Source organism: Streptomyces sp. NPDC086787 (assembly GCF_044745865.1).
Classification (GTDB): Bacteria; Actinomycetota; Actinomycetes; order Streptomycetales; family Streptomycetaceae; genus Streptomyces.
Genome location: NZ_JBIVBC010000019.1, coordinates 66,147 through 80,252 on the forward strand (window position 1 = coordinate 66,147; position 14,106 = coordinate 80,252).

Consider the following 14,106-nt stretch of genomic DNA (forward strand, 5'->3'; position numbering starts at 1 on the left):
AAACAACCTGTACGCGATGGGCACCGCCCTGGCCCGGCACCAGCGCACGACGCTCGGCACCGACTTCGCTCCTCGCTCCCCCACCTCCACGATCACCCTCGCAGTACCCACCCGTGCATCTCAATCCGGCTCCATGTACGGGCGACGGAAGACCGGGGCTTGACCGGTGCCCCACGGGCGTACCGCCGTCAGCGCCCGGGAGACGGCGGATTCCAGTGCGCCTGTGGTGTCGACCGGCACGGCTTCGGGCCACGGCGGTTCCTTCGCGGCCATGGCACCGGCGATCTCGGCGTCGGCGTCGGAGGCGCCGGGGGTGCGTGTGCCCAGGCGGGCTGCCGACACGTCGCCCGGCACGCGGCAGTGCAGGGCCACCAGTTCGGCGCTGGTGCGTTCGGCCACCTGCGCCGCCGCCTCACGATGGGGGGAATCGGACCAGGTGGCGTCCAGAACGACGGACTCGCCGGAGGACAGCAGCAGGGCTGCGCGGTCAAGCAGCGCTGTGTACGTCCTGGCCGTCCACTCGGGCGTGTACAGCCCTTCGCCATAGCCGGCCGCGGCGGACTGCTCCGCCGGGATGCCCGCCAGCTCCTTGCGGATGCGGTCGCTGCTGAGCAGCGTGACCCCCAGCCGGTCGGCCAGCGCACCGGCGAGCGTGGACTTCCCGCTGCCCGGCAGTCCGCCGACGAGGGTGAGGCCGACGGCGGAGGTGCGCAGGTGGCGCAGTGCCATGGCGGCAAGGCTCCGCGACGCTGCGTCCGCGCCGGGCGCTCCCTGGCGAGCCTGAATCACCGAGACTTTGGCACGGACGAAGGCGCGGTAGGCGACGTAGTGGTGCCACAGGGAAGGGGGCGCGGGATCGCCGGAGTACTCGCCGTATCCGGCGAGGAAGTACGCCGCCGCGTCCGGGAAGCCGAGCCGTTCCAGGTCCATGGCCAGGAAGGCGGCGTCGTCCAGGCCGTCGACGTAGCGGAGGCGGTCGTCGAACTCCAGACAGTCCAGGACGCGGGGGCCGTCACCGAGGCAGAACACGTCCTCGGCGAGCAGGTCGCCGTGGCCGTCGACCACCCGCCCCTGCTCGATGCGGCTGTCGAACAGCCGCTTGCGGCCGGTGAGATAGCGGTGCACCAGCCGCTCGATCTCCGCCACGTGCTCGGGCACGGCGCCCTCCGCGGCCAGCGCGTGCAGCTGGGCGAAGCTCGCCTCCCATCGTGCCGACAGCGCGTCCCGCGTGCCCTGTTCGTCCACTTCGCGGCCGCGGGGTGCGGCGGCGTGCCACGCTGCCAAGTGCCGGGCGAGGGTCCGAAGGGCATCGTCCACGGCCGCACCGGCCCGTACGAGACGGGAGAGGCGGCGGTCCTCCGGCATGCGGCGCATCACCACGACCGGTTCAGGCGCCTCCCCATCGGGGCCACGGAACTCGCCCAGGCCCACGTAGACATCAGGAGCAAACCGGCGGTTGAGGGTCACCTCGCGCTCGCAAGCGGCCCGGCGTGCCTCGACCGTGGTGTAGTCCAGGAATCCCAGATCGACCGGCTTCTTGAGCTTGTAGGCCCGGTCGCCGACGAAGAACAGCGTCGCTGTGTGCGTCTCGCACACCCGGGCGCGCGGGGGCGGATCACCGTCATGCCTGGCAGCCCGCTGGAGCGCGGACTCGTCGGCCCGAGACGCGCCGAGGCTGGACTCGGTCATGAAAACCGACGGCGAGAGGGAAGCACACGAGATGTGTGGCCTCCTCGTCTGTGCGTCGGCGGCCCAGCGGGGAGCGGCCAGCACCCCCGGCATGCCGTGCGGCCTGCGGTGACGACTGGTGGCATGGCGACGGCCTCCTTCGCGTAAGAAGCTGAGGGAGCGGCGGACGATCCCCGGCCCGGGCGATCGACCCGCACGGCACCTGCTACCGACGCGAGGCGTTCTCCCGTTCGAGCATCCCCTGTGCCTCTCCGTGGCGCATGTGGGGGCTGCGGCGGTGTCCCTGGCCGTCGACGCCGTCCCGCATAGTGAACGCCCCGGACAACACAGTCGGCTGCTTCCAGGGCCGGTCGCCGGTTTACGGGGACTTTCGGCCCTGTGGCCGAGGAGCGCTGCCGTCTGATCATGGAACAGGAGACCGCCCGGTGGCCGGCTGGAGGCCACCCACCTGGTTTTCAGCCGTCGCGCCCCTCCGTCGCGGTCACCTGGAACGCCGCTGCTCGGACTTGAGTCGCGCGCGGACACACAGGCAAGGAGAGACCGATGTCGCACACCGAACAGTGGAGCGTGCGTCTCCACCTCTTCGAAGACGACGACGGGACAACGAAGGCACACATCACGTTGGACACCGGCACCACGGAGCTCACCGGGCACGGAACCGCGCACTGCAGTCCGGCGGACACGAACGTGCCGGAGATCGGCGACGAACTGGCGGCGGGGAGGGCCATGCACGACCTCGCCCACCAACTGCTGAAGGCCGCCGAACACGACGTCCAAGGTATGACGACGTCCCGACCGAACATTCCTCACATTCCTCAGACGGCTGGAAGGCCCGCTTGAACTCCGAAGGTCTCATGCGATGACAAGCAGGTGACAGCGCCTGCACTCGCCACCCGGGCCGGGCTGAGGGTCCGACCGGCCCTCACTCAGGTGTCGGTGGACGCCTCCCGGGAGTCGTCCTTCCGGTAGGAGAGATTCCCGGAGACCGACACCACGCCATCGACGCCACGGCACAACTGCTCGACGACGGGGATCAGACTCCGGTACTCGACGGTGCCGGCCAGGGTCACCCGCCCGTCGCGCACCTCCGCGCTCACATCCCGTGGGTCGAGTCCCAAGGTGCGCCGCAGCAGGTCGCCCGTGATCTCTTCGCGGATGGCCTCGTCACGGCGGAGGAAGATCCGCAGCAGATCGCCGCGACTGACGATGCCGAGGAGCCGGTCCGTCTCGTCCACCACAGGCAGTCGTTTGACGTTCTGGGCCTCCATGAGGCGGGCGGCCTCGACCATGGTCCACTCCGGACGTGCGCACACTGCGGGAGCGGACATCAGTTCCTCGGCGCGGGAGCCCTCGGCCTTGGCCCGTTCCCAGGCCTCCAGGTGCGGGATGGGTGTCCTGCCCGAGGGGTCGGCCCGGTCGGCACTCTTGCGGAGCAGGTCGGCCTCGGACACCACACCCAGAGGTCGATCCAGTTCGTCCACCACGGGCACGGCGGTGACGTCGTTCTCCTCCAGCAGTCTGACGAGCTCCTTGAACGGCGTGTCACGCCGTGCCCGGACGACGTCGCGGCTCATGAGCTCATCGACCGTTCGGTGGTGCATGTCGCCTCCCGGAAACGGGCCGCCCACCTCGCGGAGACGGGGCAGGCGCCCGGTGCGGCGGTCTGGTCCGCGTGGCAGGTTGGATACAGCACCATTCTGAGGAGAGGACGGCGATCATGCGAGCTCACCTCGGCGATCAACTCGTCGTCGACAGTCCGGCGACCGGCGCCGCCAGGCGCGACGGCGAGATCGTCGGACTCCGCCACGAGGACGGAACGCCTCCCTACGATGTGCGCTGGTCGGACACGGACGAAGTGACTCTCGTGTTCCCCGGGCCCGACGCCCACATCCGCCATCTTGAACACGAACAGCCCGTGTCCGCACGCGAGGGGCAGACGGAGAAGGTGTTCGCCACCGCCCGTCCGACCCGAGCCACCAATCCTGGTGACATCGGCCGACGCGTGGCCGTCGAACGCCGCAGGTGCGGGCTCAGCCGGGAGGTGACAGCCGACCGCGCCCGGATGTCGCCCGACTACCTCGCATATCTGGAGGAAAGTCCCGCCGACCCGAGTCTGTCGACTCTCATCAGGCTCGCGGACGTCCTGGGCACCACTGTCGCAGCACTCCGTGGCGGGGGCATGGATCTCCCACCCGGCCAGGGCATTGCCCTGCTCCACCCTCAGCTGCGAGACCTGGAGCCGGAGGAGTGCCGAACCCTTCTGTCCACGCACGGCGTGGGGCGCGTTTCGGTGTCGGCGTCCGACGGTCGCCCGGCGGTCGTCCCGGTCAACTACGAGTTCGTCGACGACGCCATCGTCTTCCGGACCGCGCCCGGTTCCGTAGCAGCAGAGGCGGCGGAGACGGAGGTCGCCTTCGAGGTCGACCACGTGGACGACGCCCTGAGCCAGGGCTGGAGCGTACTCGCCGTCGGCCCCGCAAGTGTGGTGACGGAGCCGGAGGCCGTGCGCAGGCTCACCCGGCACGCGCACACCACCCCCTGGGCCGGCGGTGAACGTGAGATCTGGGTGTCGGTCAGGCCGACGAGCCTGACGGGCCGCCGGATCACTCCGGCTGATCGGTAGGCAGCCACCGAAGTGAGCCGGAGCGCCCACGCACACCCGCGGCGGGCAGGGGATCATTCTGCCGGGCAGGGGCCGACCGGGCCGATTTCCTCTCCTCTGAGTCGCGACTCGACACCCACCACGCCCTCCAGCCCGCGGACGAGGCACTCGGCGACCCAGATGAGCGAAGTGTCATGGACGGGCCCGCGGAGGGTGACGACGCCGTCCCGCACGGACACGTGGATGGCATGAGCGTGCATCGGGAACAGGTAGGACACCACCGTGCGGCGGACCTCTTCCTCGATGTCCTCGTCGGACCGCAGGAACACCTTCAACAGGTCGCCACGGCTGACGACCCCACACAGTCGATCCACGTCGTCGACCACAGGCAAACGCTTGACGTGATGCACAGCCATCAGGCGAGCCGCCCGGGCGAGAGTGTCGTCCGGTCGGACCGTGACTGCGGGCGTGCTCATCACCTCCTCGGCGGTCATGCCCTTCGCCCTGGTCAGGTCGGCCCGGCGTTGGAACCGCTCGAAGCCGGTCGGCTCACGGTCCCGAAACTCCTCCTTGGGCAGCAGATCGGCCTCGGACACCACACCGACGACCCGCCCTTCGCCACCGACGACCGGCACGGCACTCACATGACGCTCGTCCATGAGCCGCACGATCTCCTTGAAGCGGGCTTCGCGCCCGACGGTGACAGCTGCCGAGGTCATCACATCGCTCACGATGTGCAGAACGGCGACGGCCATGTCCTGGTCCTTGAGAGGTTCCGGAGGCGGCAGGCCCGACCCCTGCCTCCAGCATCACGGCGAGCGCACACACCGCAAACCGGCCGGGCACAGACCAGTCCGACCGGTGGTGTGTCGCGGCGACGAGCAGGCGGTGAGACGGTATTCACAGCGGGCTCTCGGCCACCGGGCGGCAAAGGCGGTGACGGCGATGGACCTCCCACTGGTCGTGGGCGTCGACGGATCGGACTCCAGTCTGACGGCGGTCGACTGGGCCGCGGACGAGGCGCTACGGCACGGGCTGCCCCTTCGCCTCGTCCACGCCTCCCTCTGGGAGATGTACGAGGGAGCCCAGCCGAGCTTCAGTACGGACCGCCCGGCCGCGGATGTCATGGCCGAGCACATCGTCGCGTCCGGCATGGAACGGGCACGCCGCCGCCATCCCGAGGTGAAGGTCTCGGGCGAGGCACTGGCCGAGGACCCCGTGTCCGCACTACTACGGGCGGGCCCCGAGGCGTTCGCTCTGGTCACGGGGTCACGCGGGCGGGGCGAGATCGCCGGGATGCTCCTGGGGTCCGTAAGCCTTGCGGTCGCGGCCCGTGCCGTCTGCCCGGTCGTCGTGGTCCGAGGCGCGGAGCCCAACCGCCGGGGAGCCCTCGGTCGCATCGTCGTGGGTGTCGGTGACGCCACCGGCAGCGCGGCGGCGGTACGGTTCGCTGTCCGCGAGGCCGGGGTACGAGGCTGCGCCCTTACCGCCGTTCGGGCCTGGCGCAACCCGTCGCAGGAACCCGTGGACCACATGTTGATCGCCGACGACGCTGCCAGGCTGCGCGAGGAGCGGGCTTCCACCGGCCTCGACGACGCACTGCGCGAGTCCGTGGGAGAGCACCCCCCGGTCGATGTCCGACGTCAGCCGCTCGAAGGTCCCGCCCACCGGCTCCTGCTTAAAGCGTCGGCCGAGGCCGACATGGTCGTCGTCGGCGCCCAGCGACGACACGGACACTTCGGTCTGCAGCTCGGGAGGGTCGCCCACGCCCTCCTGCACCTCTCGGACTGTCCGGTCGCCGTCGTTCCGCAACCGGTCTGAGACTCGCCCGCGCACCTTGGCTTCCAGAGCCTCAGGAGGAGAGGGAAGGGGGGCGGATGTCGGAGTGGACATGGGATTGGACGGGCTACGACCCCACCGCCGAGCGTCTGCGTGAATCGCTCTGCACCCTCGGAAACGGTTACTTCGCCACTCGGGGCGCGCTGCCCGAGCGACGGGCCGGCTTGCAGCACTACCCGGCGACCTATGTGGCCGGCTGCTACAACCGTCTGGAGTCAACCTTGGCGGGGCGGCAGGTGGTGAACGAGGATCTGGTCAACCTCCCGAATTGGCTGCTTCTGCGATTCCGCCTGCGCCCCACCGCGGGAGCGTGGGGCCCGTGGCTCTCCCCCGGCACGCACACCCTCCTGGACCACAGGCACACCTTGGATCTGCGCCGAGGCACGCTCACCCGGGCCTTCCGGCACCGCATGGACGAGAGGGGCATGCTCAGGGTCGAGCAGATCCGCCTGGTGCATATGGGAGACCCTCACCTGGCAGCGCTGCGCACGGTCATCACGGCCGAGGACTGGTCCGGCGAGATCGAGATCGAAAGTTCCATCGACGGCGAGGTGATCAACGGTAACGTGCACCGATACCGCGCCCTCGGCCACCACCATGTGACCCATGTGCGCACCGGTGCCCACGAGCCCCACACGGTCTGGCTGACCTGCCGGACCAGCGCATCGGACATCTCCGTCGCCCTGGCCGCGCGAACGAGGATCCTCCCCGACGAGGATCAGGTCTCGTCGGTGCTTCGTCCGGCCCGCCAACGCGCGGTCCACCGTCTGGTGATCCCGGTCTCGCCGGGCCGACGAGTCACCGTGGACAAGACCGTGGCGCTCCACACCTCGCGGGACACGGCGATCAGTGACCCGCTCACCGAAGCGGTCGACCGGGTGACCACAGCGCCGGACTTCCCCACCCTCCTGGACTCCCATGCTGCCGCGTGGGAGCGGCTGTGGCGGCGCGCAAACATCCAGGTGCCCGGTGAAGCCGGCCGGATCCTGCGTTTCCACCTCTTCCACGTCCTGCAGACGCTGTCACCCAACACCGCGGACCTGGACGTGGGAGTTCCCGCCCGGGGCCTGCACGGGGAGGCCTACCGGGGTCATGTCTTCTGGGACGAGCTGTTCGTTCTCCCGTACCTCAACTTGCACTTCCCGGAAGTCTCCCGGTCGCTGTTGAACTACCGCTATCGGCGCCTCACGCGAGCCTGCCGAGCGGCGACCACGACCGGTCGGTCCGGGGCGATGTACCCGTGGCAGAGCGGCAGCGACGGCCGAGAGGAATCCCAGGAATGGCATCTCAACCCCGCGTCGGGCCGCTGGCTGCCCGACCACTCCAGCCTCCAGCACCACGTGGGCTCGGCGATCGCCTACAACGTCTGGCAGTACTGCGAGGTCACCGGCGACACCGAGTACCTCCACACGAGGGGCGCGGAGATGCTGCTGCAGATCGCGCGCTTCTGGGCGGACCTCGCCGTCCACGACCCCGACACAGACCGCTATCGGATCCGCGGTGTCGTCGGCCCCGACGAGTACCACGACAGCTACCCGGGGGCCGTCGTGCCAGGACTGGACGACAACGCCTACACCAACGTCTCCGCCGCCTGGGTCCTCACCCGCGCCCTGGAACTCGTGCGGCGCCTTCCCGCATGGCGTCGCGGGGAACTGTTCGACCGGCTCCGGCTGAACCCCGACGAGCTGCCGAAGTGGGAAGAGGTCTCCCGCCGGTTGCGAGTGCCGTTCCACCAGGGGGTCATCAGCCAGTTCGAGGGCTACGACGAACTCACGGAGCTGGACTGGGAGGCCTACCGCGCGCGCTACAGCACCATCCGCCGACTGGACCGGATCCTGGAGGCCGAGGGCGACTCGGTCAACCGCTACAAAGCGTCCAAGCAGGCAGACGTCCTCATGCTCGGCTACCTGTTCTCACCCTCCGAACTGCGGGCTCTGTTCCGGCGTCTCGGGTACGACTTGGACGAGGACGTCTGGCGGAAAACGGTGGACCACTATCTGCAGCGCACCAGCCATGGATCCACTCTCAGCGGACTCGTCCATGGCCTGGTCCTCGCCAGAGCCAGACGGGCCGAGGCATGGCAGTACGTTCACGAAGCCCTGGAAGCTGACATCGCCGACATCCAGGGCGGCACCACAGGGGAAGGCATCCACCTCGGGGCCATGGCAGGGACGCTGGACCTGGTTCAGCGTGGCCTGACGGGGCTGGAGACGCGAGAGGACGCCCTGTGGCTGGACCCGGTGCCTCTTCCCGCTCTCTCCGAGTACGGGTTCACGATGCACTACCGCGGTCACTGGGGCGTCGGCGTGCGCCGACGGAGCGGGCTGCTGGAGATCAGTGTGCCGGACTCGGACGAGTCCCCGATTCGCGTGATGCTGACCGATCGGGCGGTGACCATCGCGCCTGGGGAAACCTGCTCACTTGTCGTGCCGGACATCGCCCCGGACCGCTCGTCGCGTCAGGGCTGACCTCGTGCCCCGGAGAACTCGAGATGCCGGGCTGCCCGATCGCCTGCCACCCTGAAGGTGTGGCGCCGGTTCTGGTCCGCGATAGGGCGGTACCTGCGGCGCGTACGCCGCAGACCTCCGGGGCCGGGAGGGTGGCCATGACCACTTCAGGCAAGAAGCCGGGCGGTAGCGTGCCCTCGACCTCGCCGATCAGGGTCCTCCTGGATGCCGACGGGGTGATCACAGAGTGGAGCGTGGGGGCCGAGACACTGCTCGGCCACCGGGCCGAGGAGATGGTGGGCCGACCGCTGTCATCCCTCCTGGTCCGGCCGGAACCGCACGAGGAGGTCTGGCATCCGCACGCACCGCTTGTCAACGGCGGCTTTCGGGTGCGGCTCAACGACAGGTCCGGTCTGCCGGTCGACGCCGAGTGGTGGATGTGCCCGCACGTCGACCACACAGGACTGGTGACCTGGGCGGTGTTCCTCTCCCCGACGCGCGGTACGGATCCGGGTGACTTCGACCGGGCGGTGCTGGACGCGCTCGTTACCGAGTCACCGATTGGACTGCACGTCCTTGACACCGACCTACGGGTGGTGCGGTTCAACACCGCGTCACCCGGCATGCGGAACGTACGTACCGAGGATGTCATCGGGAGACCGGCCCGCGAGATCGCGCCCACCGTGGTGACCGACACCGTCGAGCACTTGCTGCGGCACGTTCTGAGTACTGGAGAGCCGGTCATCGACTTCGTCCAGCCGGGGTATCCGCCCGCCGATCCCCACAGGGAACACATGTTCTCCATGTCGGCGTTCCGGCTACTCAATCGCGCTGGAGAACCCCTGGGCGTGGCGACCCTGGTAATTGACGTCACGGAGCGCGACCGATACCGGGCGCGCGTCGAACTCCTCAATGACGCCAGCATGCACATCGGCACGACTCTGGACCTGGCCCGTACCGCGGAGGAACTTGCCGAGACCGTAGTGGGCCGCGTGGCCGACGCTGTCAGCGTGGACCTGCTCGATTCCGTCTACCGGGGCGAGGCGCCCGAACCCGGACCCGTTCCCTCCGAGGTCACCTTCCGGCGCACCGCGTTCCGCGCGACGGAGGACTCCGGCCTTCAGCCCGCATATGCCACCGGAGACAAGGCCTCGTACGGCTTCCCGACACCGCTCACCCAATGCCTGGCTGATCTACGGCCCCGTCTGATCCGGAAGGTCGACGAGAACAGCACTTGGTTGGCGCACGATCCGCTCCGAGCGAGCCGCATGCGCGCCGCGCGGGTGCACTCGATGATGATCGTACCGATAGCAGCCCGCGGCGTTGTGCACGGAGTGGTCAGCTTCTACCGTTCCGTGACGTCCGAGCCATTCGACGAGGACGACCTGACGATTGTCGGCGAACTCGCCGCGCACACCGCCCTGGGCCTGGACAACGCCCGCCGCTACACACGCGAGCGCGCTGCCGCCCTCGTCCTGCAGAACAGCCTGCTGCCGGGCCGGCTGCCTACCCAGAATGCCGTCGACGCGGCGTTCAGCTATCTGCCGGGACAGGTCGGCGGCCCCTGGAACAACGTGCCCTGGTACGACGTCATCCCGCTGTCCGGCGCACGAGTCGCGCTGATGGTCGGGGAGGTGGCCGGGCACGGCATGCGTGCCGTGGCCACCATGGGCAGGCTGCGCGCCGCGACCCACAGCCTGGCCTCGTTGGACCTGGCCGCCGACGAGTTGCTCGCCCACCTGGACGACCTGATGATCCGGCTCGCCGGGGAGAATCGTCTGGCTGCGGCCAACGACCCGCTGGACGTGCAGCCCACTGTCGCCACCTGCGCCTACGCGGTCTACAACCCGGTGGACCGACAGCTGATCGTGGCTCGCGCCGGGCATCCCGTCCCGCTTCTCGCCCACCCCGACGGGCACGTGGCGCCGGCCGACGCACCCGCCGGACCGCCGCTGGGCGCCGACGGGCTGCCTTTCGATACGTGGGAGACACACCTGCCAGAAGGAACTCTGATCGCCCTGTACTCCGAGGGGCTGGTCCGCCTGCCGGATGAAGATGCGGGAGTCACGCGATTGGGGCACATCCTGGCCCAGCAGCATGCGGGCACGAAAGAGGCGTGCGACGCGGTGATCTACTCGCAGTTGTCCGGACGAGCCCCTGAGGACGTAACGCTCCTCCTCGCCCGGACCTGTGTTCTGCGCGACGACCAGGTCGCTTCCTGGACGTTTCCCAGCGATCCCGCGATCGTGGCCACCGCCCGCACCCTGACCGACCGTCAGCTCACCAACTGGGGGCTGTCCGACCTCGCGTTCACCACGGAGCTGATCGTCAGCGAACTGGTCACCAACGCGATCCGGTATGCCCCGGGCACCATCCAGGTACGACTTATTCGAGACAGCACACTGATCTGCGAGGTCACCGACGGCAGCAGCGCCGCCCCCCACCTACGCCACCCGCGGACCACCGACGAGGGCGGACGCGGACTCCTGCTCGTCGCCCAGTTCACCGAACGCTGGGGCACCCGCCACACCGACCGCGGCAAGACCATCTGGACCGAACAGCCGCTGCCGGCGCACCTGGGCAACGCCCTACCTGCCAATCCGGACAGCTGATCAACAGCCGGCGAGATGAGTGCGAATCTCTGAAATGCCAAGCTGGTATGTCCCGTACCGGCCCCCTGCGGGAGGTGTACGAGCAGCGTCTGCGCTCCACGAGCGCTACCGTTCCGTGCAGCGGCCTGGGATGCGGTGAGTTCTCCCGTGGGACTCCGGCTCACTCTTCGGGCCAGTCCCTACTCAGCCGTGCCGGGACTCCGGCACGGTGATCACCGGGCACTCCGCCCGGTGCAGCAGACCATGAACCACCGACCCCAGCCTCATCCCGGAGTACCCCCCGCGCCCGTGCCTTCCGACGACAACCACAAGGGCGCCGACCGAAGCGAGAGCCAGTCCCTCCACCGGATGGCCGCGCAGCACCTCACGGGTGATCTCCACATCCGGGTACTTGTCCGCCCATCCCGCAACGGTCTCGGACAGGATACGGTGCCGTTCCTCAAGCCCCACCGCTTCGTCGCCGAAGGACACCACGGGCCGCCGCCACACCCACACGGCGCGCAGGGAAGCGCCATGCAGCGCGGCCTCTTCTACAGCGAACCCCACGGCGGCCCTGGAGGATTCGCTGCCGTCGACACCCACAACGAGATGAGGATGCCGCTCCCCCGCGTGCTGCGGCTCCCTGACCACGACGACCGGGCAGTCCGCATGGGCACTGACCGGAACCGCCACCGAGCCCGTACTGAACAGCTCCTCCGGTCGGCTGAGCCGACGAGAACCGACGACGACCATCCGGGCCTGCGCCGCTTTCTGGCAGAGCATCACCGATGGCATGCCGTCGAGCAGTTCCGTCGCCAGAGGTACTTCCGCATGCAGCGCCCGTACCGTGGCGACTGCCTCGGCAAGGGCGCCTTCGCCCTCCAGCCGGAGCATCGTGCGACGCCAGGGTGCGTCGATGTGCTGCCCGCCAGGCAGAGGTGGTACCGCGACGACCAGACGGAGGGACAACCTCCTGCGGACAGCCTCGTCGACCGCCCAGGCGAGCGCCGGGACGGACTGCTCGCGCGGATCGATCCCGACGATCACCTCATTGCTGACAGCGGTATTCTTCATGTCTCCTCCTGCCGCCTCATGCCGTCGTGGGTAATGGGTCGTGGGTAATGGACTGCAACGAGTGGGCTCGGCATCGCCGTGAATGCCCTCGGCCATGTCCCTCCCGGTCACGCTTGGACGGGGCGCACCCACTCTCGTCATCGCGGCCGCACGAGGGCCGGGGCCAGCAAGCAAGCCTCCGTGCAGAGGCCGAAGATCCTGCATGTGGCCCGTCCCATGCCATTCTTTCGCCGGACGGGCTCGCCCGCCGCCCCACGCGGCCGGGCCGGCGGAGCCCAGGGTTTTCTCACCAGCGCGTCGGCGTCGACATTTCGCTCTGCGCCGGCGGCACCGCTGTGCCACCGTGGTGATCATCGACGAGACCCACGAGCCGATCGACGTGCGGTCCGACCGCACGGCTGGCACGCTGGAAGCGTGGTTACGCGGGCATCCAGACGTCAAGGTCGTATGCCCTGACGGCTCAGCGACCTACGCCGAGGCCATCCGCCGGCCCCTGCCCGACGCGGTGCAGGCCGCCGACGGGCGGCACTTGCGGCACGCTTCGGGGATGTCGCCGGCCGCGCACCAGGTCAGGAACTTACAGTCGGCGTGCCCGAGGTGGTTTCGGTCGACGCCGGTGCGGGCCAGGGCGAGCAGGTTGCGCAGGGGCTCTTTGGCAATTCACGCGGTCGGCGGCATCTGCCCGATCTGCCCCTCTTCAGCAGTGCGTTCCACATGCTCGCGAACTGCTCGTCGGTGAGGTCCTCCCGGTTGCGTAACAGGCGGCGGGCCTTCCACTCCGGGTCCGTGGCCCGTCCACGTCAGTCGCGGACCTCGGCGGTGGTGCGGCGTCGCACGGCGGAGACCATCTTGTTCGCGAGCTGCACGATGCGAAGGTGATCGACCACGATGACGGCGTCGGGCAGGCCGGGGCGGATCGCGGCGCGGTAGGTGGCCGACATGTCGATCGCTACGTGGGTGCCCGCGCTCCCGAGACGACGACGGTGAAGGCTGCGTGCGGCGGGCGGGCAGACCGCCGTCACCTCGGCGGCTGTCACGATCGCCAAGGGCAGGGCCCCGACGGCCGCTCAGGGCCGCCCCGGGCACATGGACGCCCACCCCGACGTCGTGCACCTACCCGTGGTACGTGGGCGACAAGGCGATCACGAAAGCCACCGGGGCCTCGCTGGGACTGACCTCCGCCCAGCGCGGCAGGACGATCACCGTGAAGGTGACCGCCCACCGCACAGGACACAGCGACGGCACCGCCACCAGCAAACCGACAGCGAAGATCCCCCGCTGATAACACGCCCGAGTCAGAGGCAGGACCCGGAGAGCTGAGGGACCAGAAAGGGCCCGGTCCTGAAAGTGCCCCCGACCCGCGATATAAGCGCAGGTCGGGGGTATGAGACCGCGGCGTTCCTTCGAGCACTCACCGCGGTCCACAAACGAATCCCGGAGATCGCGGCCGTCCTGATTGCGCTCTCCGAGGTGATCAACGTGCCGCATCCGCCGACCAGGACCACTATCAGCAGCGGCGCTGGGCGCAGCGGTCGGTCGGCTCAGGAACTGAGTGAGCGGCGAGGTCACTCTTCGCTCTGCGACTGCTCGCGGCCCTTACGGATCTCTCCGCGCAGTTCACGGATTGCACGAAGAGCGCGCTGAGCCTTCTTGGCCAACGGCGGAATCTGGCTCAGCACGTGACTCGTGATCACCGATGCGCCGGTCACGGCAGCGACCACGCCAACAACCCAATCGCCAATGTCCACACTCGTCTCCTGATTCAGGCAAGCCGGAACCAACGACCCGTCTTTGGGTCCTTCCTCCGACTCGGCACTGCAGGAGCTGGGCCGCCGCCAGTAACGGCTCGACCCGATTGAATTGT

The 14,106-nt window shown here is 69.1% G+C and carries 12 protein-coding genes and 1 pseudogene; 7 read left to right on the forward strand and 6 right to left on the reverse strand.

The window, feature by feature from the left end:
- Positions 1-120: 120 nt before the first annotated feature.
- Complete coding sequence (locus ACIPK3_RS30445) at positions 121-1,596, reverse strand: AAA family ATPase (protein WP_402574917.1); 1,476 nt, start codon at positions 1,594-1,596, stop codon at positions 121-123.
- A 636-nt stretch (positions 1,597-2,232) separates the two neighbouring features.
- Here ACIPK3_RS30445 and ACIPK3_RS30450 point away from each other — a divergent pair.
- Positions 2,233-2,529 carry a DUF1876 domain-containing protein gene (locus tag ACIPK3_RS30450; RefSeq protein WP_402574864.1) on the forward strand — a complete coding sequence of 99 codons (297 nt, stop codon included), beginning with the start codon at positions 2,233-2,235 and terminating at the stop codon, positions 2,527-2,529.
- Between the two features lie 86 nt (positions 2,530-2,615).
- Here ACIPK3_RS30450 and ACIPK3_RS30455 read toward each other — a convergent pair whose 3' ends face one another.
- Entirely contained in the window at positions 2,616-3,290 is a 675-nt protein-coding gene (locus tag ACIPK3_RS30455; RefSeq protein ID WP_402574866.1) for a CBS domain-containing protein, read from the reverse strand.
- Positions 3,291-3,406: 116 nt separating this feature from the next.
- On the opposite strand from ACIPK3_RS30455, the gene ACIPK3_RS30460 reads away from it, so the two are divergent.
- A complete protein-coding gene (locus ACIPK3_RS30460; RefSeq protein WP_402574867.1) occupies positions 3,407-4,312 on the forward strand; it encodes a pyridoxamine 5'-phosphate oxidase family protein in 906 nt (301 codons plus the stop codon).
- A gap of 53 nt (positions 4,313-4,365) precedes the next feature.
- Here ACIPK3_RS30460 and ACIPK3_RS30465 read toward each other — a convergent pair whose 3' ends face one another.
- Entirely contained in the window at positions 4,366-5,046 is a 681-nt protein-coding gene (locus ACIPK3_RS30465; RefSeq protein ID WP_402574869.1) for a CBS domain-containing protein, read from the reverse strand.
- Positions 5,047-5,236: 190 nt separating this feature from the next.
- On the opposite strand from ACIPK3_RS30465, the gene ACIPK3_RS30470 reads away from it, so the two are divergent.
- From ACIPK3_RS30470 to ACIPK3_RS30480, 3 genes are all read left to right on the forward strand, one after another.
- Positions 5,237-6,112, forward strand: a complete 876-nt coding sequence (locus ACIPK3_RS30470) for a universal stress protein (RefSeq protein WP_402574870.1) — start codon at positions 5,237-5,239, stop codon at positions 6,110-6,112.
- A 56-nt stretch (positions 6,113-6,168) separates the two neighbouring features.
- A complete protein-coding gene (locus tag ACIPK3_RS30475) occupies positions 6,169-8,598 on the forward strand; it encodes a glycoside hydrolase family 65 protein (RefSeq protein WP_402574872.1) in 2,430 nt (809 codons plus the stop codon).
- Between the two features lie 137 nt (positions 8,599-8,735).
- Positions 8,736-11,189, forward strand: a complete 2,454-nt coding sequence (locus tag ACIPK3_RS30480) for a SpoIIE family protein phosphatase (protein ID WP_402574874.1) — start codon at positions 8,736-8,738, stop codon at positions 11,187-11,189.
- A gap of 183 nt (positions 11,190-11,372) precedes the next feature.
- On the opposite strand, the gene ACIPK3_RS30485 is transcribed toward ACIPK3_RS30480, so the two are convergent.
- The gene (locus ACIPK3_RS30485; RefSeq protein WP_402574876.1) at positions 11,373-12,338 is read right to left on the reverse strand and encodes a universal stress protein; all 966 of its coding nucleotides are present in this window, start codon (positions 12,336-12,338) and stop codon (positions 11,373-11,375) included.
- Between the two features lie 214 nt (positions 12,339-12,552).
- Between ACIPK3_RS30485 and ACIPK3_RS30490 the strand changes: the two are divergent.
- A pseudogene (locus ACIPK3_RS30490) lies at positions 12,553-12,780 on the forward strand (transposase); the annotation flags it as partial.
- 262 nt (positions 12,781-13,042) lie between these two features.
- Here the strand turns inward: ACIPK3_RS30490 and ACIPK3_RS30495 are convergent.
- Positions 13,043-13,279, reverse strand: a complete 237-nt coding sequence (locus tag ACIPK3_RS30495; protein WP_402574878.1) for a transposase — start codon at positions 13,277-13,279, stop codon at positions 13,043-13,045.
- An 89-nt stretch (positions 13,280-13,368) separates the two neighbouring features.
- On the opposite strand from ACIPK3_RS30495, the gene ACIPK3_RS30500 reads away from it, so the two are divergent.
- Positions 13,369-13,524, forward strand: coding sequence for a hypothetical protein (locus tag ACIPK3_RS30500; RefSeq protein ID WP_402574880.1), 156 nt, complete (start codon positions 13,369-13,371; stop codon positions 13,522-13,524).
- Positions 13,525-13,807: 283 nt separating this feature from the next.
- Here the strand turns inward: ACIPK3_RS30500 and ACIPK3_RS30505 are convergent, their stop codons facing one another.
- Positions 13,808-13,990 (reverse strand): hypothetical protein, encoded by a 183-nt coding sequence (locus tag ACIPK3_RS30505; protein ID WP_402574882.1) that lies wholly within the window; start codon positions 13,988-13,990, stop codon positions 13,808-13,810.
- Between the last annotated feature and the right edge of the window lie 116 nt (positions 13,991-14,106).

Excerpts from the sequence above, each read along its gene's own strand:
- ACIPK3_RS30480 (WP_402574874.1), top strand. The coding sequence starts at position 8,736 with ATGACCACTTCAGGCAAGAAGCCGGGCGGTAGCGTGCCCTCGACCTCG.
- ACIPK3_RS30450 (WP_402574864.1), top strand. The coding sequence starts at position 2,233 with ATGTCGCACACCGAACAGTGGAGCGTGCGTCTCCACCTCTTCGAAGAC.
- ACIPK3_RS30485 (WP_402574876.1), bottom strand. The coding sequence starts at position 12,338 with ATGGCCGAGGGCATTCACGGCGATGCCGAGCCCACTCGTTGCAGTCCA.
- ACIPK3_RS30460 (WP_402574867.1), top strand. The coding sequence starts at position 3,407 with ATGCGAGCTCACCTCGGCGATCAACTCGTCGTCGACAGTCCGGCGACC.
- ACIPK3_RS30455 (WP_402574866.1), bottom strand. The coding sequence starts at position 3,290 with ATGCACCACCGAACGGTCGATGAGCTCATGAGCCGCGACGTCGTCCGG.
- ACIPK3_RS30470 (WP_402574870.1), top strand. The coding sequence starts at position 5,237 with ATGGACCTCCCACTGGTCGTGGGCGTCGACGGATCGGACTCCAGTCTG.
- ACIPK3_RS30465 (WP_402574869.1), bottom strand. The coding sequence starts at position 5,046 with ATGGCCGTCGCCGTTCTGCACATCGTGAGCGATGTGATGACCTCGGCA.
- ACIPK3_RS30475 (WP_402574872.1), top strand. The coding sequence starts at position 6,169 with ATGTCGGAGTGGACATGGGATTGGACGGGCTACGACCCCACCGCCGAG.